21 protein-coding genes are annotated in these 20946 nt (G+C 64.1%); 12 read left to right on the forward strand and 9 right to left on the reverse strand.

The features are described 5' to 3' along the window. Positions 1-124: 124 nt before the first annotated feature. Genes phnN through phnF form a run of 3 tightly spaced genes read right to left on the reverse strand, consistent with a single transcriptional unit; the run spans position 125 to position 2204 of the window. Positions 125-670 carry a phosphonate metabolism protein/1,5-bisphosphokinase (PRPP-forming) PhnN gene (gene phnN / locus DWV00_RS23960; protein ID WP_115536112.1) on the reverse strand — a complete coding sequence of 182 codons (546 nt, stop codon included), beginning with the start codon at positions 668-670 and terminating at the stop codon, positions 125-127. Next, positions 667-1419 carry a DUF1045 domain-containing protein gene (locus tag DWV00_RS23965; protein ID WP_115536113.1) on the reverse strand — a complete coding sequence of 251 codons (753 nt, stop codon included), beginning with the start codon at positions 1417-1419 and terminating at the stop codon, positions 667-669. Before DWV00_RS23965 ends, phnN begins: the two co-directional genes overlap by 4 nt. Then, the gene (gene phnF, locus DWV00_RS23970; protein ID WP_245965011.1) at positions 1416-2204 is read right to left on the reverse strand and encodes a phosphonate metabolism transcriptional regulator PhnF; all 789 of its coding nucleotides are present in this window, start codon (positions 2202-2204) and stop codon (positions 1416-1418) included. Before phnF ends, DWV00_RS23965 begins: the two co-directional genes overlap by 4 nt. A 298-nt stretch (positions 2205-2502) precedes the next feature. On the opposite strand from phnF, the gene phnG reads away from it, so the two are divergent. From phnG to DWV00_RS24005, 7 genes are all read left to right on the forward strand, one after another. Continuing rightward, positions 2503-2985, forward strand: coding sequence for a phosphonate C-P lyase system protein PhnG (gene phnG, locus DWV00_RS23975; protein ID WP_115536114.1), 483 nt, complete (start codon positions 2503-2505; stop codon positions 2983-2985). Further along, positions 2982-3638, forward strand: coding sequence for a phosphonate C-P lyase system protein PhnH (phnH, locus tag DWV00_RS23980; protein WP_115536115.1), 657 nt, complete (start codon positions 2982-2984; stop codon positions 3636-3638). The genes phnG and phnH overlap by 4 nt, the downstream gene beginning before the upstream one ends. Then, a complete protein-coding gene (locus DWV00_RS23985) occupies positions 3629-4789 on the forward strand; it encodes a carbon-phosphorus lyase complex subunit (protein ID WP_115536116.1) in 1161 nt (386 codons plus the stop codon). Before phnH ends, DWV00_RS23985 begins: the two co-directional genes overlap by 10 nt. Next, complete coding sequence (locus DWV00_RS23990) at positions 4786-5700, forward strand: alpha-D-ribose 1-methylphosphonate 5-phosphate C-P-lyase PhnJ (RefSeq protein ID WP_115536117.1); 915 nt, start codon at positions 4786-4788, stop codon at positions 5698-5700. Before DWV00_RS23985 ends, DWV00_RS23990 begins: the two co-directional genes overlap by 4 nt. After that, positions 5697-6467: a phosphonate C-P lyase system protein PhnK gene (gene phnK, locus DWV00_RS23995; RefSeq protein ID WP_115536118.1), complete on the forward strand. Its 771-nt coding sequence runs from the start codon at positions 5697-5699 to the stop codon at positions 6465-6467. The genes DWV00_RS23990 and phnK overlap by 4 nt, the downstream gene beginning before the upstream one ends. Positions 6468-6496: 29 nt before the next feature. Continuing rightward, a complete protein-coding gene (gene phnL, locus DWV00_RS24000) occupies positions 6497-7249 on the forward strand; it encodes a phosphonate C-P lyase system protein PhnL (protein WP_115536119.1) in 753 nt (250 codons plus the stop codon). A gap of 76 nt (positions 7250-7325) precedes the next feature. Then, positions 7326-8459: an alpha-D-ribose 1-methylphosphonate 5-triphosphate diphosphatase gene (locus DWV00_RS24005; protein ID WP_115536120.1), complete on the forward strand. Its 1134-nt coding sequence runs from the start codon at positions 7326-7328 to the stop codon at positions 8457-8459. A gap of 93 nt (positions 8460-8552) precedes the next feature. Here DWV00_RS24005 and DWV00_RS24010 read toward each other — a convergent pair whose 3' ends face one another. The 3 genes from DWV00_RS24010 to DWV00_RS24020 all read right to left on the reverse strand — a co-directional run bounded on the left by DWV00_RS24010 (position 8553) and on the right by DWV00_RS24020 (position 11929). Next, entirely contained in the window at positions 8553-9665 is a 1113-nt protein-coding gene (locus tag DWV00_RS24010; protein WP_425452824.1) for a branched-chain amino acid ABC transporter substrate-binding protein, read from the reverse strand. An 85-nt stretch (positions 9666-9750) separates the two neighbouring features. Then, on the reverse strand, positions 9751-10839 hold the full coding sequence (locus DWV00_RS24015) for an ornithine cyclodeaminase (protein ID WP_115536121.1): 1089 nt from the start codon (positions 10837-10839) through the stop codon (positions 9751-9753). 58 nt (positions 10840-10897) lie between these two features. Further along, a complete protein-coding gene (locus DWV00_RS24020; protein WP_115536122.1) occupies positions 10898-11929 on the reverse strand; it encodes a histone deacetylase family protein in 1032 nt (343 codons plus the stop codon). A gap of 161 nt (positions 11930-12090) precedes the next feature. Here DWV00_RS24020 and DWV00_RS24025 point away from each other — a divergent pair, with 161 nt between their 5' ends. The 5 genes from DWV00_RS24025 (at position 12091) to purU (ending at position 17278) form a co-directional block, all read left to right on the forward strand. Continuing rightward, positions 12091-12555 carry an Lrp/AsnC family transcriptional regulator gene (locus DWV00_RS24025; RefSeq protein WP_115536123.1) on the forward strand — a complete coding sequence of 155 codons (465 nt, stop codon included), beginning with the start codon at positions 12091-12093 and terminating at the stop codon, positions 12553-12555. 58 nt (positions 12556-12613) lie between these two features. Further along, on the forward strand, positions 12614-13861 hold the full coding sequence (locus tag DWV00_RS24030) for an NAD(P)/FAD-dependent oxidoreductase (protein ID WP_115536124.1): 1248 nt from the start codon (positions 12614-12616) through the stop codon (positions 13859-13861). Positions 13862-14100: 239 nt separating this feature from the next. Then, the gene (locus tag DWV00_RS24035; protein ID WP_115536125.1) at positions 14101-14385 is read left to right on the forward strand and encodes a DUF3331 domain-containing protein; all 285 of its coding nucleotides are present in this window, start codon (positions 14101-14103) and stop codon (positions 14383-14385) included. A 306-nt stretch (positions 14386-14691) separates the two neighbouring features. Continuing rightward, on the forward strand, positions 14692-16254 hold the full coding sequence (locus DWV00_RS24040; RefSeq protein ID WP_115536126.1) for a methyl-accepting chemotaxis protein: 1563 nt from the start codon (positions 14692-14694) through the stop codon (positions 16252-16254). 145 nt (positions 16255-16399) lie between these two features. Then, a complete protein-coding gene (gene purU / locus DWV00_RS24045; protein ID WP_115536127.1) occupies positions 16400-17278 on the forward strand; it encodes a formyltetrahydrofolate deformylase in 879 nt (292 codons plus the stop codon). Between the two features lie 142 nt (positions 17279-17420). Here purU and DWV00_RS24050 read toward each other — a convergent pair whose 3' ends face one another. From DWV00_RS24050 to DWV00_RS24060, 3 genes are all read right to left on the reverse strand, one after another. Next, positions 17421-18284 carry a glycine betaine ABC transporter substrate-binding protein gene (locus tag DWV00_RS24050; RefSeq protein WP_115536288.1) on the reverse strand — a complete coding sequence of 288 codons (864 nt, stop codon included), beginning with the start codon at positions 18282-18284 and terminating at the stop codon, positions 17421-17423. Between the two features lie 141 nt (positions 18285-18425). After that, a complete protein-coding gene (locus DWV00_RS24055; protein WP_115536128.1) occupies positions 18426-19595 on the reverse strand; it encodes an FAD-binding oxidoreductase in 1170 nt (389 codons plus the stop codon). Positions 19596-19615: 20 nt separating this feature from the next. Further along, a complete protein-coding gene (locus DWV00_RS24060; protein ID WP_115536129.1) occupies positions 19616-20857 on the reverse strand; it encodes an aromatic ring-hydroxylating oxygenase subunit alpha in 1242 nt (413 codons plus the stop codon). Positions 20858-20946: the final 89 nt, after the last annotated feature.

Genomic DNA, 20946 nt, shown 5'->3' on the forward strand with positions numbered 1-20946 from the left:
GAAGGGAAAACAGAAGGGGGTTGCAGCGGAATGCGGTTGCAGCGGAATGCGGTTGCGGGCGTTGCGGGCGTTGCGGGTGCTCCGGGCGTTGCAGGTGCTCCGGGCGTTACGGGCGCTACCGTGGTCAAGCGGACCTGAGCACCGCTAAGAGCGCATGGCCGGCTTCTTCGATCCCGCCCGAATTGTCGATCGTCTCCAACGCGACATCCGCGTCGAGCGCGAGCGGAACGCGGCGTGCAAGCCGCGCTTGTACTTCGTCGCGGGTTTCTCTTCCGCGCGCGGCAAGACGTGCGGCGAGCACGTCCGGATGCGCGTCGATATGGACGGCCGTCAGCGCCGGATATCGCGAAGCCGCCTCTCCCAGATAGGCACGTGAGCCGTTGACGACGACGGTGAAGCCGCGCGCCATCCAGGCATCGATTTCGATGCCGATGCCATAGCGCATGCCGTGGCTCGACCATTGGAGCGCGAAAAGACCCAGCCCGGCGCGCGTCACGAACTCGTCTTGGCTCAGGCAAATGTGATTTTCCCCGCCGGCGCCGGGCGCGCGCGTGATATAGCGGTGAGCGAACAGCACGCGCGAGGTGCCGACGCGATTGCGCGCGAAGGCGAGCAACGTATCCTTGCCGACGCCCGACGGGCCCATGAAGTAGACGAGCCTGCCTTTCATTGCGTATCTCCAAACGGTAGCCGCGCGACGAGCGCGAACGGTTCTCCGGCACGCGGCTCGACGAAAAGCGCGGCGCCTTCGATGGACAGCGGGCCCAGCTTCGGCACGTGCTCGCTCCACCAATCGATCAGCACCTGCCGTTCCTGAGCGTCGATCGAATCGCTGAGCGTCATATGAAACCGGAATTCTTCGAGGACATAGGGATAGCCCCACCGGTCGAGCAACGCGCGCTGACGCTCGCTCAACGCCGCCCCGAGGCGACGGCGCCGCTCCTGTTGCTCTTGTTCGCTCGGCATCGCACGCAATGGAGCGAACGCGTGCAAGGCGTCGGCGGCAAGCGCCTGCATCGCGGCGGCACCGCCCTCCGTCGCCGGCCGGATCGCGACGAATCGTTCGAGCGCGGCCGCTTCGACGGGCAATTCGAACGGCTGCTGGCGGCGGGCCCATGCGCGTGCATGAGAGACGATATCGTCACCGGCAATCCCGATCGCGCGCCGAGCCGGCGCGACCAATGTTCCATGCCAGCCGTAGCGCCGCGGCGCATGCGAAAGGCTGGGCACGTCGAGCGAACGCTCGGCGAGCGCCGGCAACAGCGGCGGCTCGAGGGCCTCGCCCGATTCCGGATCGCCCGCGAGCCACCGGCAACCGGCGTCCCACCAGGCCGAGCCGCGCGAAGGAGCGTAATAGATCGCGAACCGGCTCTCGGCCGTCCATTCGAACGCTTCGCCGTTCCAGGCGCGCCGTGTCATACGTCCTGCTCCACGTAAAGCTGCACCCGGTCGGCTGCGAAATAGGTCATGCCGTACTTGATCGGCACCCCGTCGGCATCGACATCCACGTTCTCGACCCACAGCACCGGCTGCTGGCGGTTGATATTGAGCCGGCGCGCCACTTCGGCATCCGGCAGCGTGCTGCCGATACGGCTCCAACGCCGCGAGTAATCGCTGACGTCGTATTCGGCGAGCGCAGCCGAAAATCCACCGTCGGTTCGCTCCAGCACCTGCGGCAATCCGGCGAAGCGCGCGGCCGGATACCAGGCGAGTGCATACGTGAGCGGTACGTCGTCCGCCGCGTGAAGCGATTCGATCCGATAGACGAGCGTGCCCGTGCGCAAACCGAGGCCCTTGGCAACCTTCGGCTCGGCCTTCACGGATGCCGATGAAAGCACGGTGCCGTGCGCCGAGTGCCCTTGCTCGCGCAAATTCTCGGTAAACCGCGTGCGGCGTCCGATCGAGTAGTCGATCGCCCCCGGCTGCACGAACGTGCCCCGCCCTTGTTCGACGCTTACGAGGCCCTGTGCCGCCAGCCCGAGCATCGCGCGGCGCACGGTGTGACGATTGACGCCGAAGCGCTTCGCGAGTTCGCCCTCGCTCGGCAGGCGGCCGTCTTCGCCGAACCCGCTGGCCGCGATCTCCGACGCCAGAACCTGCTCGATCTGCCGCCATACGGCCACCCCCGCTCCGCGCTCGAGCGCGCTCGCGGGGCCAGCCAGCGCGAGCCCGTCCGTTGCCCGTCCGTTGTTGCTGCGTTTCATCGTTCTGTCATTCCGATCGGTTCGAATATTTAATTCCGGGGCCATTGTAGCGGCGCGACCGCGGTCGATCATGGGCACGAATGTGAATATTCGCTGACACGATTGCGCCACACAACCGCCACACATCTTCGATGTGTCATATGTTAGCATGCGATCTAGTTGGTATAGACGTCTAGACCACCAGATGTAAAAAGACATCAAAAGACGGATACCGGCCATCTTCATTCCGGGCTTCGGCGCTTCATCATTTGTTCGCCGTGGCTGCGTAGGGTTCTGAATCATCGAGGAAATCGGGCATATGCAGGCGTCATCTTCCGAAGTCACCCCCGAGCGGCGAAGCTGGCTCGCACAACTGGCGCGGGCGCCGCGCCCGCTGCTAGCGTCGGCGCTCGACGCAGTCTGCGAAGGCGCGCCGCTGCCGGCGTTCGATTGGCTGCGCGCGCCGGAAACCGGCCTTGCAATGGTGCGAGGACGCGTCGGCGGCACCGGCGATCCGTTCAACGTCGGCGAGGCTACGGTGACGCGAGCCGTGCTGCGGTTGAAATCGGGCGACGACCCGGGCGCCGTCGGCGTCGCTTATCAATTGGGGCGGGACAAACGGCGCGCGGAACTGGCGGCCCTCGCCGACGCCATGCTGCAGTCCGCGCGCTGGCACGACGTGCTCCGCGCGCGGCTGCTCGATCCGCTCGTTCGGACGCTTGACGATGCGCGCCGCGAGCGTGCCTCGGATACGGCATCGACGCGCGTCGATTTCTATACGATGGTCCGAGGCGAATCATGACTAACCCGCTTTCCTCGCTCGATACGCTCAATACGCTCAATACGATTAATACACTCGACAAGCTCGTTCGCGGCTTCGCCGATCCCGTGCACGATGCGCAGGCCTCTTTTCGCGTCTTGCTCGACGTCCTCGCCCGGCCCGGCACGATCGGCTCGATCGACGTGGCGCTCGACGACGACGTGCATCGCCAGTGGCCGGCCGCGGCGTTCGCGGCCATGCTGACGCTGGTGGATTTTTCCACGCCGGTGTGGCTCCAAGCGCCTGACGCCGCGCTGGCACAGGCCATCCGTTTCCACACCGGTGCGCCGCTGGCCGACGAATCGGACGAAGCCGCTTTCGCCTACATCGTCGACGGCGAAAACATGCCGCCGCTCGATGCATTCTCGCTCGGCACGCCCGAGTCGCCGCAAAATTCCGCCACGCTGCTGATACGCGCCGCAGCGCTCGAAGGCGGCCGGCCGCTCACACTATCGGGGCCGGGCATCCGGTCGAGCGTCGGCATCGCGCCGGCCGGCATCGCCGATACGTTCTGGCACGAGCGCGCGTCGCTCGCGGCGCATGCACCGTGCGGCATCGATTGTTATCTGGTCTGCGGACGATCCGTGATCGGCATTCCGCGCACCACGCGAGTGGAGGTCAACTCATGTACGTAGCAGTCAAGGGAGGCGAGCGCGCGATCGAGGCCTCTTGGCGTTTGCTCGAACAAGCGCGCCGGGGCGATCGCGCCGAGCCCGAACTGACGGTCGCGCAAATCCGTCAACAGATGCGGCTCGCCTGCGCGCGCGTCATGACCGAAGGCTCCGTCTACGACGAAGATCTCGCGGCGCTGGCGATCAAGCAGGCGGCCGGCGACCTCGTCGAGGCGATCTTTCTGCTGCGCGCGTACCGCACGACGCTGCCGCGCTTCGGCTACACCGTGCCGATCGAGACGGAGCGCATGGAGGTGCGGCGCCGGATCTCCGCGACGTTCAAGGACGTGCCCGGCGGGCAATTGCTCGGGCCGACGTACGACTATACGCAGCGATTGCTCGATTTCTCGCTGCTGGCGGAAGGGTCGATGGGGCAGGAGCGGGGGCGCCAAGCCTCGGCCGAGCGCCGTTCGCCGGAATGCGCTTCGCCTGCAAGCGCGGCTGCCGTCGAGCGCGCTTGCCCGCCGGACGCGGGGCATGCTGCAACGATACCGCGCGTCGTGACCTTACTCGACGCCGAGGGCCTCATCGAGCAGGAGCGTCCGTCCGAGCATCCGCTGCCGTCCGTGGACCTTGCGCTCGAGCCGCTCCTGATGCCCGCGGACCGCGCCGTGCGCCTGCAAAATCTCGCACGCGGCGACGAAGGCTTCCTGCTGGCGATGGGGTACTCGACGCAGCGCGGCTACGCGGGCAGCCATCCGTTCGCGGGCGAAATCCGTTTCGGCAGCGTGGCCGTCGAAATGGACATCCCCGAACTCGGCACCGCCATCGAACTCGGCGAGATCGAAGTGACCGAGTGCCAGATGATCAATCAGTTCTCCGGCAGCCAGAAGACACCGCCCAGCTTTACGCAGGGTTATGGCTTGGCCTTCGGGCATTCGGAGCGCAAGGCGATGGCCATGTCGCTCGTGGATCGGGCGCTGCGCGCGGAAGAACTCGGCGAAGCCTTGACGGCCCCCGCGCAAGACCCCGAGTTCGTCCTTTATCACAGCGACAACGTGGAGGCTTCGGGCTTCGTGCAGCATTTGAAGCTGCCCCACTACGTCGATTTCCAGTCCGAACTCGAACTGGTCCGCCGCTTGCGCGCGAGTCACGAAGAGAAGGAGAGCGCATGATGATCGATGCGGACGCAACCGTCGAAGGTTACAACTTCGCCTATCTCGACGAACAGACGAAGCGGATGATACGGCGCTCGCTTTTGAAGGCCGTTGCGATTCCGGGCCACCAGATCCCGTTCGGCTCGCGCGAAATGCCGCTTCCGTACGGCTGGGGCACGGGCGGCATTCAGGTGACGGCGGCGATCATCGGCCAGGACGATACGCTGAAGGTCATCGACCAGGGGTCGGACGATACGACCAATGCCGTGAACATCCGGCGATTCTTCGCCCGCACGGCCGGGGTGCGGACGACGACGCGCACGGTCGAGGCATCGATCGTCCAAACGCGCCACCGGATTCCGGAAACGCCGCTGACCGATAAGCAGATCCTCGTCTACCAGGTGCCGATGCCCGAACCGCTGTACCGGCTCGAGCCGCGGCTTGCCGAATGCCGCAAGCTGCACGCGCTGACGGAATACGGGCTCATGAACGTGAAGCTCTACGAGGACATCGTTCAGCACGGAAGCATCGCCACCACATACGACTATCCCGTGATCGTCAACGACCGCTATTTGACCGCGCCGTCGCCGATTCCGAAGTTCGACAATCCCAAGATGCACATGAACCCTGCCCTGCAGCTTTTCGGTGCCGGACGCGAGCGGCGGATCTATGCGATACCGCCCTATACGAGCGTACGCAGCCTCGATTTCGAAGATTATCCGTTCGAGATCCAACGATGGGAGCATGCCTGCGAGATATGCGGCTCCAGAGAGAGCTTTCTCGACGAAATGATCGTCGACGACAAGGGCAAGCGAATGTTCGTCTGCTCGGACAGCGACTTCTGCCAGGAGCATGCGGCGCAAGGCCAAGCGGGCGATGCGGGATCGGCCGACGCTCCGGTGGCCGAAACCGAGGAGGAGCGCGCATGAGCCCCCTGCTTAGCGTGCGCGGATTGACGACGCGCTATGGCGATCGAACCGGCTGCGAGGACGTGAGCTTCGATCTCCATTCCGGCGAAGTGCTCTGCGTGGTCGGCGAATCGGGATCGGGCAAGTCGACGCTGCTGAGCACGATCGCGCTGCGCATGCGCGCCGCGTCCGGCGCGCTGGCCTATGCCACGGCGGACGGAGAGACGCTGGATCTGCTGACGATCTCCGAGCCGCGCCGGCGTGCGCTCATGCGCACGGAATGGGGCTACGTCGAGCAGAATCCGCGCGACGGGCTGCGCATGGCCGTGTCGGCGGGCGCCAACATCGGCGAGCCGCTCATGGCGGTCGGCGCGCGTCACTTCGGACGAATTCGGGAGACGTCGTCGAGCTGGATGCGGCGCGTCGAGCTCGATGCCGGGCGCATCGACGATTTGCCGGCCTCGTTCTCGGGCGGCATGCAGCAGCGGCTGCAAATCGCGCGCAATCTCGTCACCGGTCCGCGCCTCGTGTTGATGGATGAACCGACCGCAGGCCTCGACGTCTCGGTGCAGGCGCGCCTGCTCGATTTGCTGCGAACGCTGACGGCACAACTGCATCTGGCCTGCGTGATCGTGACGCACGACATCGGCGTCGCGCGTCTGCTTGCGCACCGTCTCATGGTGATGCAAGGCGGGCGCGTGGTCGAAGCCGGGCTGACCGATCAGGTCCTGGACGACCCGCAGCATCCTTATACGCAGTTGCTGGTGTCGTCGGTGCTGCCCGCGTAGGCGGCCTTCAAGGAATAGAGGAATCCCAAATGATTGACGAGTCGATCGATACCTGCTTCGTCGACGACGACAGCTTGATGCTGCGCGCGCGCGGCATCGCCAAGACATTCGTGCTGCACACCCAGGGCGGCCAGCCCATCCCTGCCCTGCGCGGCGTCGATCTCGACCTTTCGCGCGGCGAGTGCGTGGCACTCGTGGGCCCGTCGGGCGCAGGCAAGAGTACACTGCTGCGGTGCCTTTACGGCAACTATCTGGCGAGCGCCGGGTCGATCAGGGTCCGCAGCGAGGCCGGCGCGCAGCGGTGCATCTCGCTGACTCGTGCGAGCCCGCACGAAGTCATCCGCGTTCGCCGCGATACGATCGGTTACGTAAGCCAGTTCCTGCGCGTGATCCCGCGCGTGCCCACGCTCGATCTCGTTGCCGAGCCGCTGATTGCGCGCGGAGTCGATAGCGCCGATGCGTTGGAGAAAGCGCGTGCGTGGCTTGCCCGCCTGAACATCCCCGAGCGGCTCTGGCATCTGGCCCCGGCTACGTTCTCGGGCGGCGAGCAGCAGCGCGTCAATATTGCCCGCGGCCTCATCGCCGAGCATCCGGTGCTGCTGCTCGACGAACCGACGGCCTCGCTCGATGCGCCGAATCGCGCGGTCGTTGCCGAAGTCATCGTCGAGGCTCGCCTGCGGGGCGCCGCGATCGTCGGTATCTTTCACGACGAAGCGGCGCGCGAGCAAGTCGCCACGCGGCGGCTCGAACTCGAACCGGTATCGATGCTCGTCGCCGCGTGACCCGCATGGGCATTCGCCGGTTCAGTCGATAACGGGTAGGGACAAACTCTCTTCACTGAGAATACGGAGTAGCGGGATGTTGATCAAGAATGCGCGGATCGTCACGCGCGACGAAGAATTCATCGGGGTGGTCCGTATCGAAAACGGGCTCGTGACCGACGTGGCCTCGGGGACGACGAGCGCACCCGCCGCGGACGACTGGGACGGAGACTACCTGCTGCCCGGCTTCGTCGAACTTCATACCGACAATCTAGAGAAACATTTGGCGCCGCGTCCCGGTGTCATGTGGAACGTCGATGCGGCTTTCGTCATTCACGACGCGCAGGTGGCCGCCGCCGGCATCACGACGGTCTTCGATTCGCTGGCCATCGGTTCGCGTACCGACGCAGGCCTGCGCGGCGACCGGATTCATCGCGATGCCGTCTCGGCGCTCGATCGTCTCGCCGAACACGATCTGCTGCGCGCAGACCATTTCCTGCATCTGCGTTGCGAAGTCGGAACCGAAGACGTCGTCGAACTCTTCGATGAATTCGGCATCCACCGGCTCGTCAAGCTGGCGTCGGTGATGGACCATACGCCGGGCCAGCGGCAATGGCGCGATCCCGCGAAGTGGCGCCAGTATCAGGAGCGCAACGGCAAGTGGAGCGAGGAAAAGATGCAGACGGCGCTCGTCGAACTATCCGAGTTGCAGACTCGCTATGCGGATACGCATCGCCGCTGCATCGTCGATCGCTGCAAGACGCTCGGCATATCGGTCGCGAGCCATGACGACACGCTCGTCGAGCACGTCGAGGAAGCGGTGCGCGACGGCATCGCGATTTCGGAGTTTCCGACGACGATGGCCGCGGCGCACACGGCCCGCAAGCACGGGCTCGCCACGGTCATGGGGGCGCCCAACGTCGTGCGCGGCGGGTCGCACTCGGGCAACGTGTCCGCGCTCGAACTCGCCAAAGAAGGCTTGCTCGACATTCTTTCGTCTGACTACGTGCCGTCGAGCCTGATGATGGCCGCGTTTCAGCTCGTGCGCGACGCGGGATGGTCGTTGCCGCGCGCCGTCGCGACGGTTTCGACGGTGCCGGCAAAGGCGGTGGGACTCGACGACAGAGGTGCGATCGAATCCGGCTTGCGCGCCGATATGGTTCGTGTGCGGCTGAGCGGCGCCATTCCGGTACCACGCGCGACTTACGTTCGCGGTAATCGCGTGACGTGAGAAACGCAAACCCGATGCGCCGAATCGGCCATCGGAGGGGCGGCGGCACGCCGATGTGCGCGCCGCCGCGAACGATTACGTTGCTTACGTCGATTACATTTCGACGACGTCCAGCAGGATCTTCTTTCCGTCCTTGTACGAGAAGATCGAAATCGCACCGTGACGAAGATCGCCCTTGTCGGTGAAGGTCGTTTCGCCGATCACGCCTTTGTAGTCGGTCGTGGGCATTTCCGCCAGGATCTTCGCCGGGTCGGTCGAATTCGCCCGCTTCATCGCATCGACGATGATGTACACCGCGTCGTAGGAGAATGGCGCGTAGACCTGCAGCGGCTGATGGAAGTGCGCCTCGTATTTCCGCGCGAACTCGGCCCCGCCCGGCATCTTCTCGAGCGCCATGCCGGCTTCCGAGCAAACGATGTTGTCGGCGGCAGGCCCCGCAAGCTTCACGACATCGGTCGAGCACACGCCGTCGCCGCCCAGCACCTTCGCGCGCACACCCAACTGCCGGGCTTGCTTCGCGAACGGTCCGCCCGTGGCATCCATGCCGCCGTACATGATCGCGTCGGGGTTCTCCCCTTTGATCTTCGTGGCGATCGCCCGGAAATCGACCGCCTTGTCGTTCGTCGCATCGCGCGACAACACTTTGATGCCGTCCGCCTTGGCCGCCTTTTCGAATTCGTCGGCGAGACCCTGTCCGTAGGCCGTGGCATCGTCGACGATCGCCACCGTCTTCACACCGAGGCTCTTCGCCGCGTAACTGGCCAACGCCGGGCCCTGCTGCGCATCGGTCGCCACGACGCGATACGTCGTATTGAACCCCTGCTGCGTGTACATGGGGTTGGTTGCGGCCTGCGAGATCTCGACGATGCCCGCATCCTTGTAAATCCTCGACGCGGGAATCGACGTACCGGAGTTCAAATGACCGACGACGCCCACCACCTTATCGTCGACAAGCTTTTGCGCGACCTGGGTGGCCGTCCGCGGATCGCCCGCGTCGTCTTGCGGATCGAGTTGCAGGGTCACGTGCTTTCCGCCTATCACCAGGCCCTTCGCGTTGATTTCCTCGACGGCGAGCCGCGCGCCGTTTTCGCTATCCTTGCCCAGATGCGCGATCGCGCCGGTCAGCGGCGCCACGTGGCCGATTCGCACCACGTCATCGGCATGCGCCGCGAAAGGGACGGCCAAGGCTGCGGCAGCCACGACCATGTTGTACCGAGTGTGACTTCTCATCTTCATTTCTCGTCTCCATTTATGAAGCGCACCCATGCGCCGTTTTTGCGTGCTGCTTTCCTCAATGCCGGATAAGGACGGGCGTCTGAGCCTGTGCGGCCTCAACCGCCGCCGCCGCGCGTTCGCCATGAAGGCTTCCGATCGCCATGCCATACAGATCTTTCGGATCGTGCGGCGCGGGAATCAGATCGAGTTCGGTGCCGATGTTTCGCTCGCGCGAGACCGCATACAGATAGCGAAGCGCGGAAAAATCCTCGAGTGCGAAGCCGACGGAGTCGAACACCGTCACCTGCTCGGCCGACTCTCTGCCCTTCTCTTCCCCCGACACGATCCGATGGAATTCGGTGACGGGAAAATCAACGGGCAATTGCTGAATTTCGCCCTCGATACGCGTTTGCGGCTCGTATTCGACCACCACGCGCGATCGCCGCAGCACATCCGCATGCAGTTCGGTCTTGCCCGGGCAGTCGCCCCCGACCGCATTGATATGCATGCCGGCTTCGATCATGTCGGGTGTCAAAATCGTGGCGTTCGTCTTGTCCGCCGTCACGGTCGTTACGATGTCCGCGCCGCGCGCGGCGTCGGCCGTGCTGTCGCAGCGGACGACGCGCAGCTGCCTGAAGGGCGCGAGATTGCGCATGAGTTTCTCCGTCGCCTCTTCATCGACGTCGAATAGACGAACCTCCTTGATCCCGAGCACCTCATGAAAGGCAATCGCCTGAAATTCGCTTTGGGCGCCGTTGCCGATCAACGCCATCGATCGCGCATCTTTGCGCGCCAGAAAGCGCGCAAAGAGGACGGACGTCGCCGCGGTGCGAATCGCCGTCGTCAGCGTCATTTCGCTGAGCAGCAGCGGGTAGCCGGTATCGACATCGGCCAGCACACCGAACGCCATCACCGTCAGCAAATCGGCCTTCGTGTTCTTCGGATGTCCATTGACGTACTTGAACGAGTAGTGTTTTGCGTCGGACGTCGGCATCAGTTCGATGACACCGTCCGGCGAATGGCTCGCCACGCGGGCCGTCTTGTCGAACGTGTGCCACCGGCGATAGTCCTGCTCGACGTAGCTGGCCATCGAGGTCAGGACACGCGTGATGCCCACCTCCTGGATCAACTTCGACACGTCGTTCACATCGATATATCTCGTCATATTTAGCACTCCTATATTTTTGATCCGCCATCGGGCGGAAACTTCGTGTCGTGCCGCTTCAAGCTCTGCCTTCGAACCCCAGCAACACGTTGACTGCGTTGACGCCGATTTCGTCGACCATGTAGCCGCCCTCCATCACGAAGAGCGTCGGCACACCGAACCGTTCGACGATTTCCCCCACCCGCAGGTAGTCCGCGGTGCGCAAGCGAAAGTGGCTGATCGGGTCGCCTTCGAACGTATCCACACCGAGCGAAACGACCAGCGCATCGGGCGCATGCCGGGCGAGCGCCGCGCCCGCTTGAAGCAGCGCACGCTCGAATTCGCTCATGGCCGTCCCCTTCGGCAAAGGTAGATTCAGATTGAATCCCTCGCCCGGTCCCACGCCGCGCTCGTCGGCATGGCCGGAGAAGTACGGAAACGAGACGGCCGGATCGCCATGGATCGATATGAACAGCACGTCGGAACGGTCGTAGAAGATGTCCTGCGTGCCGTTGCCGTGGTGAAAATCGACATCGAGCACGGCCACGCGCTTCGCGCCCTGCTCGATGCAGCGCTGCGCGGCGATCGCCGCGTTGTTCAAATAGCAATAGCCGCCCATGTATTCGCGGCCGGCGTGATGTCCCGGCGGGCGGCACAACGCAAACGCCGAGCGCGCGCCGCCCGACAAACGGTCGATCCCGGTCAGCGCCGAGTTGGCGCTCGAGCAAACGGCGTCCCAGGTGCCGGCGTTGATGGGCGAACCCGCGTCCATCGAATAGAAACCGAGCTTGCCGTCGATGAATTGCGGCACCTCGGTGCTCGGCAATCCGCGCACGGGCCATACGAGCGGCAAGGCCTGACATGTCCGCCCCGTCGCGGCCCACTCGTTCCAAGCACCGGCCAGGAATTGCACGTACCGCTCGCTGTGCGCGCCGACGTAGCTCGACCGGTCATAAGACTTCGGGCTGACGACGTCGCCAAGTCCGGTGGCCATCACGCGTGCCAGAACGGTCTCGGCACGAGCCGGCTTTTCGAACGACTCCGAAACCGCGCCGTCCTTCAGTTCGACGCCGTGGTGAAAGCGATGATCGCTGCTGTAGATGGTGAGCATGGTTGACTGTCGCGTTGCGTTGAACAATACGAACAGTCTACGGACGGACGCCCGCAAAGATTTTGCTTTCGATTTCGGCTGAGCCTAGACTATTGGATAGTTTGTCTACGAAACAACCGAATTGAGCAAAAATCGTGAGCACAAAGCGCCCCAAGGTCGAAATGGATACGGTGGATCGGTCGATGCTGCGTCTGCTTCAGGACGACGGCGCGCTGTCGAATGCGGCGCTCGGAGAGAAGCTGTCGCTGAGCGTGACGCCCTGCTGGCGGCGCCGCAAGCACCTGGAGGACGAAGGTGTGATCACGGGCTATCACGCGACGATCGATCGGCGCGCCGTCGGGTTGGATCTGTTTGCGTTCGTGCAGGTGCGGATCAATATTCATTCGGATCAAACGGCTGACGACTTCGAGGCCGTGATCCGCAGCCGGACCGAAGTGCTGTCCTGTCACAAGGTGACGGGCGACGCCGACTACATCCTGCAGGTGGTCGCGACCGATCTCGACGCTTACGGCGAATTCGTCGAACGCGTGCTGCGGCGGCAAGCCGGCGTCGCGTGGATCCAGTCGAGTTTGACGCTGCGGGAGGTCAAGCTCTCGTCGCAGCTTCCGATTCCGGACGAAAGCTAGCGCGCGGATCGCAATTGGATTGCGCCGGCATCGGACTCAACTCAATCGGACCCTTCCCATGGATTTCGACGTAATCGTTCTAGGCGCCGGCATCGTCGGCGTGTCTTGCGCCGTTCACCTGCAAGACCGTTCGCGGCGTGTCGCCCTCGTCGATCGGCTCGCCCCGGGAGAAGGAACGAGCTTCGGCAATGCCGGGCTCATCGAACGGTCGGCGGTCGTGCCGTACGCGTTTCCGCGCGATCTCGGCGTGCTGCTCCGGTATGCGCGCAATCGATCGACGGATCTCCATTGGGACTACAAGGCGTTGCCGAGTTTCATTCCATGGCTGGCGCGCTACTGGTACGAATCGTCGCCGGAGAGGCTCGCCCAGGCCGCGCGCGACATGCTGCCGCTCATTCGCGCGTGCGTCGACGAACACGACGCCTTGCTGGCGCGCGTCGGCGAGCCAGCCGCTTCGCTCGCCTATGACGGCGGGTGGATCGAAGCGTTTAGGACTCCGAGAGAATTCGCGCTTGCGGCCGAGCGCGCCAAACCGTTGGCGAGCGCGCAAGACTTGCGTCTCGACACGCTCGACGGCGCGGCACTGCGCGAACGCGAACCGTCGCTGTCGGATACGTTTTGCGGCGGCCTGCATTGGCGCGACCCGAAGGACGTGACGAACCCGGGCGCGCTAACGAAGGCCTATGCCGCGCTGTTCGAGGCATGCGGCGGAGCCACGTTCGTGGGCGACGCCGCAACGGCGCGCCGCGACAGCGACGGATGGACCGTGCAAACCCGGGATGGCGTGCTCAGTGCCCGAGAACTCGTAGTTGCGCTCGGGCCTTGGTCGGACACCGTGTTCGCGCCGCTCGGCTATCGGATCCCGCTGCGCGCGAAACGCGGCTACCACATGCACTATGCGGCGACGCGCGGTACGCCGCTCAAGTGCCCGGTCCTCGATCGCGAGCAAGGGTATGTCATCGCGCCGATGCAGCGCGGCCTGCGCTTGACGACGGGCGTCGAACTCGCCGCGCGCGAGGCGCCGCGCACCGGCATCCAGCTTTGGCGCGCCGAAGCCTATGCACGCCCGGCCTTCGGGCTCGGGCAACGCCTGGATGCCGAGCCTTGGCTCGGGCTGCGTCCCTGCACCCCGGACATGCGCCCCGTCATCGGGCCGGCGCCTCGGCACCGCGGGCTCTGGTTCGCCTTCGGGCACGCGCACCACGGCCTGACGCTGGGCCCGGTCACGGGCCGTCTGCTGGCCGAAATGATGACCGGCGCGACGCCCTTCACCGATCCGCGGCCCTATCGCGCCAACCGGTTTTGAACCCGCGGGCCGGCCTCCCGCCAGCTCCTGCCCCCTCCCGCTACTAAACGAACCTAGCAACCCAGCGTATTAAGCGACGCATTAACACAGCGCGGTGCATAAATGTGTGCAGATTTGTGCCAATTGGCGTAAGCCAACTTCGATTATTGCAATTTGGAGAATGGTGTTTCTACGGATATAACGATAGCGATCCTGGCTCGACCCGAATACATTTACAAAGCTTGAGTCCAGGAGCTGCTATGAGGACGAAAAAGTCTCACGCCGTAGACGTAAGCCGCGTCCAAATCGAAATTCTCGAACAATCCGACACCACGCTGATCATCCGCTGGGTCGAGCCCGGCCGCTGCCATTATGGGGAACAGCGCTGGCGGCGGCGCTCGGCCAATTCGTCGGGCACCTGCATCGTTTCGCGCCGGGCCATTCGCCGCGGCGATGCCGTATTTCGTCCGGCGGAACGCCCGGCCCCCGCGAACGCGGCCGCAATGATTTCGGTCGATGCGTTTCGTCATGCGGCGGATGAGTAATGAGTCATTCTATTTAGGCGGGACGATACCGCTACGATTTTTCGTAGTTGCCCGCCATCGGCTTTCATGATCAGAAGTAGCCGTGTGCATTTTGCACGACTCCCGCCGGTCACGGCAGTCTTCGCTGTCGCCGTTGTCGCAATTCGTCAGCCCTCCGTCGCCTTCTGGCAATAGCAGCGCATCACGCCTGCCGATATTCACGCGGTAAGCGCCGAAAATTCGGCGCCTGCCCGACCGTCGCTTGCCGTCCTCCGACGCGCATCGGCGCCCGCCCGCCGAACGGGCGCATAGCACGTGAATATCGCCATGCAAACATCGCTCTCGATTCGAGGCGGCCTGGCCGCCACCATCGCCGGCTACACGGCGCTGCTGATCCTTGTCATCGCCGGCGCGATCGCCATGCTCTCGGCCGGCAATGCCGCGCTCGCCGCCATGTATCGCGACGACACCGCCGCGCTGCTCCACCTGAAAACGAGCTCGGAGCGGCTGCTCGTGCTGCGCGGCGGATTGAGCGAAGTCGAGCAGTTGATCAGCGCGGGGCAGCCCGCGAAAGCCGAAATCGCGCGCCTGCATCAATTGCTTGCGCAGAGCAACGACGAGTTGGCCGCCTACCGGCAACTGCATACGCCCGACGCGGTCGAGAAAAAACTGCTCGACACGTTGCTCACGCGCCGTCAGGCACTCATGACGCAAACGGTGCAAAAAGCGCTGTCGCAGTTGGACCAGGACGATGAGGTCGACTTCCTTTCGACGCAGCGCGAGGCGCCGCCGGCGCTATTCGCTGCCTATCAGGACGCGATCACCGCCTTGGAAAACCTGCAGGTGGACCGCGAGAAGGCGCGCTTCGAGGCGGCGGACGCGCGGTTTCACAACGCACTCTGGGTACTCGGCGGCGCTGCCGTTTTCGCACTCGTGGTCGGCTTCTTGACGCAGCGAACGCTGGCCCGTGCCATCGTCACGCCGGTCAACTCGGCCGTCGATCACTTCGACCGCATCGCGCACGGCGATTTGACCCATAGCGTGTCGGTCGCGCGCGCGAAGGAAATGGGCCATCTGATGACGGGCCTGAACCAGATGCAGGCGGGACTCGCGCAGACGGTCAGCCAAGTGCGAGCGAGTACCGAATCGATCGTCGGCGACGCCCGCACGATTGCGCATGGAAACATGGAGCTATCGGATCACACGGAGCAGCAAGCCGCCTCCCTGCAGGAGGCCGCCGCCAGCATCGAGCAATTGACGGCCACCGTGCGTCAAACCGCCGACAATGCGCGCAACGCGCACAGCTACGCGGCGAGCGCCAACGACATCGCAGCCAAGGGCGGCGACGCCATGGCCCGCGTCGTCGCCACGATGAACGCGATTTCGACGAGCTCGACGCAGATTGCCGGCATCGTCGGCGTCATCGAAGGCATCGCGTTCCAAACCAATATCCTCGCCCTCAACGCGGCGGTGGAAGCGGCGCGGGCCGGCGAAAACGGCCGCGGCTTCGCCGTCGTGGCGGCCGAGGTGCGCAATCTCGCACAGCGCTCGGCGTCGGCCGCCAAGGAAATAAAGACGCTGATCGGCGATTCGACGCAGCGCGTCGACGGCGGCAGCACGCTGGTGGGCGAGGCCGGCGCGACGATGAGCGAACTGGCACATGCGGTCGAACGCGTGCGCACGATCATCGCCGAGATCAGCCTCGCGTCGGAGCAGCAATCGATCGGGATCGAACAGGTCAATGCGTCGGTCTCGCACATGGAGCAAGCGATGCAGCGCAACGCCGCGCTGGCCGAAGAGGCCGCGGCCGCGGCGGCCTCCCTCGAAGACCAGAGCCGCCGCCTGGACGACGCCGTGGCGCGGTTCCGGCTGCCGGCGAGCGCCGCCTGACGCACGGATACCATCGGCACGGCGATTCGGTTCTATCGGCAAAAAATTCGGTTTGGTCTACTTGAGCATGCCGCGCAGTGGGTCCCGAGTGCTCAGGCACTCGGCGTAGACCTCGCGCATTTTCTTGGAGACCAGGGCTATTTCTATGTCGACTCCCGATCGTTCTCACCAATTCGTGCTCACGCTCGCCTGTCCGAGCGCCGCCGGCCAAGTCGCCGCCGTCGTCGCGCTGCTCGACAAGCATGGCGGATACATCGACGAACTCACCGTGTTCGACGACGACCTCAGCGAGCGCTTCTTCATGCGCTGCGTCTTCCACGGAGCGCGGGCGCACGACGCGGCGCTCGACGTCGACCGCCTCAAAGCGGAGTTCACGCCGATCGCCGCCGGCTTCGACATGCAGTGGGCCATCCACGATGCCGACGTGCGGCCCAAAGTGCTGCTCATGGTGTCGAAACTCGAGCATTGCTTGGCCGATTTGCTGTTCCGCTGGCGCATGGGCGAGATGAAGATGGACATCGTCGGCATCGCCTCCAACCACACGACGTTGGAACCGATGGCCGTGCAGCACGGCTTGCCGTTCCACTATCTGCCCGTCACGCCCGACACGAAGGCCCGCCAGGAAGCCCGGCTGCTCGATCTGTTCGAGACGACCGGCGCGGAATTGATGGTGCTTGCGCGTTACATGCAGATTTTGTCAGAGGAAACGAGCCGCAAGCTCGCCGGCCGAGCGATCAATATCCATCACTCGTTCCTGCCCGGCTTCAAGGGCGCGAAGCCCTATCACCAAGCGCACACGCGCGGCGTGAAGCTCATCGGCGCGACCGCGCACTTCGTCACCGACGATCTCGACGAAGGCCCCATCATCGAGCAGACCGTCGAGCGCGTCGATCATTCGCATAGCCCGGAACGCCTGCTGGCCGTCGGACGCGACGTCGAATGCATTACGCTCGCGCGCGCCGTCAAAGCGTTCATCGAGCGGCGCGTCTTCATCAACGGCGAGCGGACCGTCGTTTTGCAATAAGCGTAAGGAAAGGCGTCGGAGATCGGCCCGGCGCTCTTCCCCTCAAAAAAAGCGGGGCGCAGCGGCCTTCTCGGCCGTGCGCCCCGGATGGGACACTCTGTCTTTGCTCTGTTCTGTTCTGCTCTGCTTGCTTTCCTGAGTCCTACTTCACGTCGGAAAGCCAGTCCGTCACGCGATCGGGGTGCGCCGACACCCACGACTTCGCCGCATCGTCAGGCTTCGTGCCGTTCTCCGCCGCCAGCATGACGCCGTCGATCTCGCCCGGCTTCCACTGGAACTTCTTCAAGAATTCGACCACCTGCGGCGCCTTCTTCTCGAGTTCGGGGTTGATCACGTTGTCCACGTGTTCCGCACCGCCGAAGACTTTCTTCGGATCCTCGAGGAATTTGAGCTTCCACTTCGCGAACATCCAATGAGGCGCCCAGCCCGTCACGACGATGGGCTTGTTCGCGTGGATGTCGCGCGCCAGTTCGGCCGTCATCGCGCTGCCCGAACTCGGCATCAATTGATAGCTGAGGTTGTAGGCCTTGATCGCATCGTCGGCTTTCTTCATCACGCCGGCGCCCGCATCGATGCCCACGATCCGCCCGCCGAAGGCGTCCTTTTGTGCTTCGAGATCCGCGATCGACGTCACCTTGACGGTGTCCGGCACCACGAGCCCGATCTTCGCATCGTTGAAATTGATGCCGAGATCCTCGACCTTCGACTTGTACTGCGCCCAGTACGAGGCGTGCGTGGCAGGCAGCCAAGCCGACAGCGTGGCGTCGAGATCGCCGCGCGCCACGCCGCCCCACATCACGCCAGCCGCCACGGGCACGAGCTTGACGGGGTAGCCGAGCTTCGTTTCGATCACTTGTGCCGCGACGTTCGAGGTCGCGACGCTGTCGTCCCAGCCTTCGACGTAGCCGATCTTGATCGTCGGCTTGCCGTCCGCGAACGCGGGCAACGCGGTCGCGAGCGCCGCACCAATCGCGGCCGTCAGCATCAACTGTTTGAAAAGCTTCATGGTCATGTCTCCTGGTCGTCCATCCGCGAAGCGGTGAATCAAGCTTTAGATTGAGTAGTCAAAAATCGTCGGTGAGTGCGTTTTCCGACATCGGTTTGTCCGCCAACGACGACCGTTTGCCGCTATTCGTCTGAGTCTTGCCTATTTCTCCACGACCAGATCGCTAAGCGGCTTGCTGCAGCAAAGCAGCACCATGCCTTGGTCGATCTCGCGCTGACGGATACCGCCGTTATGGCGCATATCCACCTGTCCCGAGACCAGCTTGACCTTGCAGGTGCCGCACATGCCCTGTGTGCACGACGCCGGCAGGCGCACACCTGCGCGCTTGGCCGCATCGAGCACGTGCTCGTGCGCGCCACATTCGATGTCGCGGCGCATTTTCGTGAACGAGACGGAGAACTTCGTTGCGCCGTCGGCCTCGGCCGCTTCTGCCGCTTCTGCCGCTTCGGCCGGCGCGTGCTCGCCTTCCGTCGCCGCGGCCTGCTCGGCGGGAGACAGCGAGTCGAACGAAAAGCTTTCCTCGTGATACTGCGTTCGGTCGAAGCCGGCTTCATCGAGCAGATCGCGCACGGCTTTCATATAGGGTGCCGGGCCGCAAGTGAAGATCTCGCGCTCCATGAAATCCGGTGCGATCAGCCGCAGCAAAGGCAGTGTCAAAAAACCGGTGATCCCCGGCCAATTCGTGCGCTGCCCCATGCGCTCGCAGACGAACGACGTCCGGAAGCGCTGCTGATTCGCGGCGATGAGGTCGAGTTCGCGGGCGAAGATGATATCGTCGGGCGTGCGGGCGCTATGCACGAAGACGATATCGCGATCCTCACCCAGCTCGTGATGCGAGCGGCTCATCGACATCAGCGGCGTAATGCCGGAGCCCGCCGACAAGAACAGGTATTTGCCGGCCGCATGCCGCGCACAGGTAAATTCGCCGGCCGGCCCCAGCACGCGCACCGTATCGCCGGCGCGCAGGTTGTCGTGCAGCCAGTTCGATACCTTGCCGTCAGGCACGCGCTTGACCGTGATCGAAATCGTGTGAGGCCGTGTCGGCGCCGACGAAATCGTGTAGCAGCGATTGATCGTCTCGCCGTCGATCTCGAGTTCGAGCGTGATGAACTGCCCCGGTTCGAACGAGAACGTCCGCCCTTCGCGCGACATGAAGAAAAAGCTCTTCACATCGTGCGTTTCTTGCCGAACCTGGCAGCAGACGAGCGTTTCCTCTTCGTCGCTCGTCCACGTTGCGCCGAGCGCGCGCCAGAACGCGGGGCGCGTAAGGCGTGCCTCTTGCGGCTCGAATGTTTGCGCGTCTCGCATCATTTCATTGCCTCGTCTATCGGCTACGCGCCGACGTGCGCGCCCAGGCGCCGGATGTACCAATCGCAGAATTTTTCCACGAGCCCTTCCGTGAACGGCGAATACGGGCCCGGTTCGTAGGCGCTGCTGCCCGCGCCGCGCTGCGAGTATTCGACGAGCGTGCGGTCCTGCGCGTTGGTCGCGTTCCAGACGGCCGTCAGATTCTCGACGTCGTAATCGACGCCTTCCACGGCATCCTTGTGCACCAGCCACTTCGTGCGCACGAGCGTCTTGCCGGCCGAGAGCGGAATCACCGAGAACGTCACGATGTGATCGCTCATGAAGTGATGCCACGAATTCGGTTGCGTCCAGAACGACAGGCCGCCCAGGTCCGCCTGCCGGAATTCGCCGAGCAGCTTTTTCGAAGCGACCTTCGCGTCGAGCGTTTGCGATTCGCCTTCCCGGTCGAGCGGCAAGCGCTGCGTGCGGAAGCCGGTGACATCGCTCAGCCGCTCGACTTCGACGGACGGCAAGCTCATCGCCTCCCATTGCGCGGCGCGCTCGACGCAGGTGCGCTCGAACGCGGCCATGCCCTCGGCGTTGGCCGGCGACGGCTGATAGCCGAAGCCGTACTCGTAGAGCGAAATCGTCAACTCCGGATGGTTCGCGACGCAGTGATAGCACTCGCGATTGTTTTCCATCGTCAGCTTCCAGTTGCCCTCTTCGATGATGTCCACCTGGGCCGCGATCTTGCAGTTCACGAGATCGTGCGGCAGCAGGTACGGCTCCATCGCCGCGCGCATCACCGCGAAATCGGCGGGCGGTTCCTCGGCCAGGCAAACGAAAATCAGGCCGCCCAAGCTTTCGACGTGCACCGACTTCAAGCTGTGCTTGCAGCGGTCGAACTTCTCGCCCATATGCTCGGCGAACATCAGCGCGCCGCTGAGGTTGTAGGTCCAGCTGTGATAGGGGCAGACGATATTGCCGACGGTCCCTTTGTCCTCATTGCAAAGGCGCGCGCCGCGATGGCGGCACACGTTGTGGAACGCGCGGACCGACATGTCGTCGTCGCGCACGATCAACACCGACTCGCCGGCCAACTCGACGGTCACGTAATCGCCGGGCTCGGGAATATCCGGCTCGATGGCGACGTGAATCCAGTGCTTGCGGAAAATCGCTTCCATGTCGAGCGCGAAGATTTCTTCGCTGCGGTAAAACGGTGCTTCGAGGCTGTAGCCTTGTTTGCGCCGTTCGATGAGTGCGCGAATGTCTACGGATACGGTCATGTCTGCTCCGGATGCTTTACTTTTACGTGCTGGACGTCTTTGACGTGCTTAACGTGCCGGGCGTCCGTTAGGTGCTGTTCGAGTGCTTC

It is taken from the genome of Trinickia dinghuensis (genome assembly GCF_003367175.1).
Taxonomy (GTDB): Bacteria; Pseudomonadota; Gammaproteobacteria; order Burkholderiales; family Burkholderiaceae; genus Trinickia; species Trinickia dinghuensis.

Coding starts and splice junctions, on each gene's coding strand:
- phnN (WP_115536112.1), bottom strand. CDS start 670: ATGAAAGGCAGGCTCGTCTACTTCATGGGCCCGTCGGGCGTCGGCAAG.
- DWV00_RS23965 (WP_115536113.1), bottom strand. CDS start 1,419: ATGACACGGCGCGCCTGGAACGGCGAAGCGTTCGAATGGACGGCCGAG.
- phnF (WP_245965011.1), bottom strand. CDS start 2,204: ATGAAACGCAGCAACAACGGACGGGCAACGGACGGGCTCGCGCTGGCT.
- phnG (WP_115536114.1), top strand. CDS start 2,503: ATGCAGGCGTCATCTTCCGAAGTCACCCCCGAGCGGCGAAGCTGGCTC.
- phnH (WP_115536115.1), top strand. CDS start 2,982: ATGACTAACCCGCTTTCCTCGCTCGATACGCTCAATACGCTCAATACG.
- DWV00_RS23985 (WP_115536116.1), top strand. CDS start 3,629: ATGTACGTAGCAGTCAAGGGAGGCGAGCGCGCGATCGAGGCCTCTTGG.
- DWV00_RS23990 (WP_115536117.1), top strand. CDS start 4,786: ATGATGATCGATGCGGACGCAACCGTCGAAGGTTACAACTTCGCCTAT.
- phnK (WP_115536118.1), top strand. CDS start 5,697: ATGAGCCCCCTGCTTAGCGTGCGCGGATTGACGACGCGCTATGGCGAT.
- phnL (WP_115536119.1), top strand. CDS start 6,497: ATGATTGACGAGTCGATCGATACCTGCTTCGTCGACGACGACAGCTTG.
- DWV00_RS24005 (WP_115536120.1), top strand. CDS start 7,326: ATGTTGATCAAGAATGCGCGGATCGTCACGCGCGACGAAGAATTCATC.
- DWV00_RS24010 (WP_425452824.1), bottom strand. CDS start 9,665: ATGGTCGTGGCTGCCGCAGCCTTGGCCGTCCCTTTCGCGGCGCATGCC.
- DWV00_RS24015 (WP_115536121.1), bottom strand. CDS start 10,839: ATGACGAGATATATCGATGTGAACGACGTGTCGAAGTTGATCCAGGAG.
- DWV00_RS24020 (WP_115536122.1), bottom strand. CDS start 11,929: ATGCTCACCATCTACAGCAGCGATCATCGCTTTCACCACGGCGTCGAA.
- DWV00_RS24025 (WP_115536123.1), top strand. CDS start 12,091: ATGGATACGGTGGATCGGTCGATGCTGCGTCTGCTTCAGGACGACGGC.
- DWV00_RS24030 (WP_115536124.1), top strand. CDS start 12,614: ATGGATTTCGACGTAATCGTTCTAGGCGCCGGCATCGTCGGCGTGTCT.
- DWV00_RS24035 (WP_115536125.1), top strand. CDS start 14,101: ATGAGGACGAAAAAGTCTCACGCCGTAGACGTAAGCCGCGTCCAAATC.
- DWV00_RS24040 (WP_115536126.1), top strand. CDS start 14,692: ATGCAAACATCGCTCTCGATTCGAGGCGGCCTGGCCGCCACCATCGCC.
- purU (WP_115536127.1), top strand. CDS start 16,400: ATGTCGACTCCCGATCGTTCTCACCAATTCGTGCTCACGCTCGCCTGT.
- DWV00_RS24050 (WP_115536288.1), bottom strand. CDS start 18,284: ATGAAGCTTTTCAAACAGTTGATGCTGACGGCCGCGATTGGTGCGGCG.
- DWV00_RS24055 (WP_115536128.1), bottom strand. CDS start 19,595: ATGATGCGAGACGCGCAAACATTCGAGCCGCAAGAGGCACGCCTTACG.
- DWV00_RS24060 (WP_115536129.1), bottom strand. CDS start 20,857: ATGACCGTATCCGTAGACATTCGCGCACTCATCGAACGGCGCAAACAA.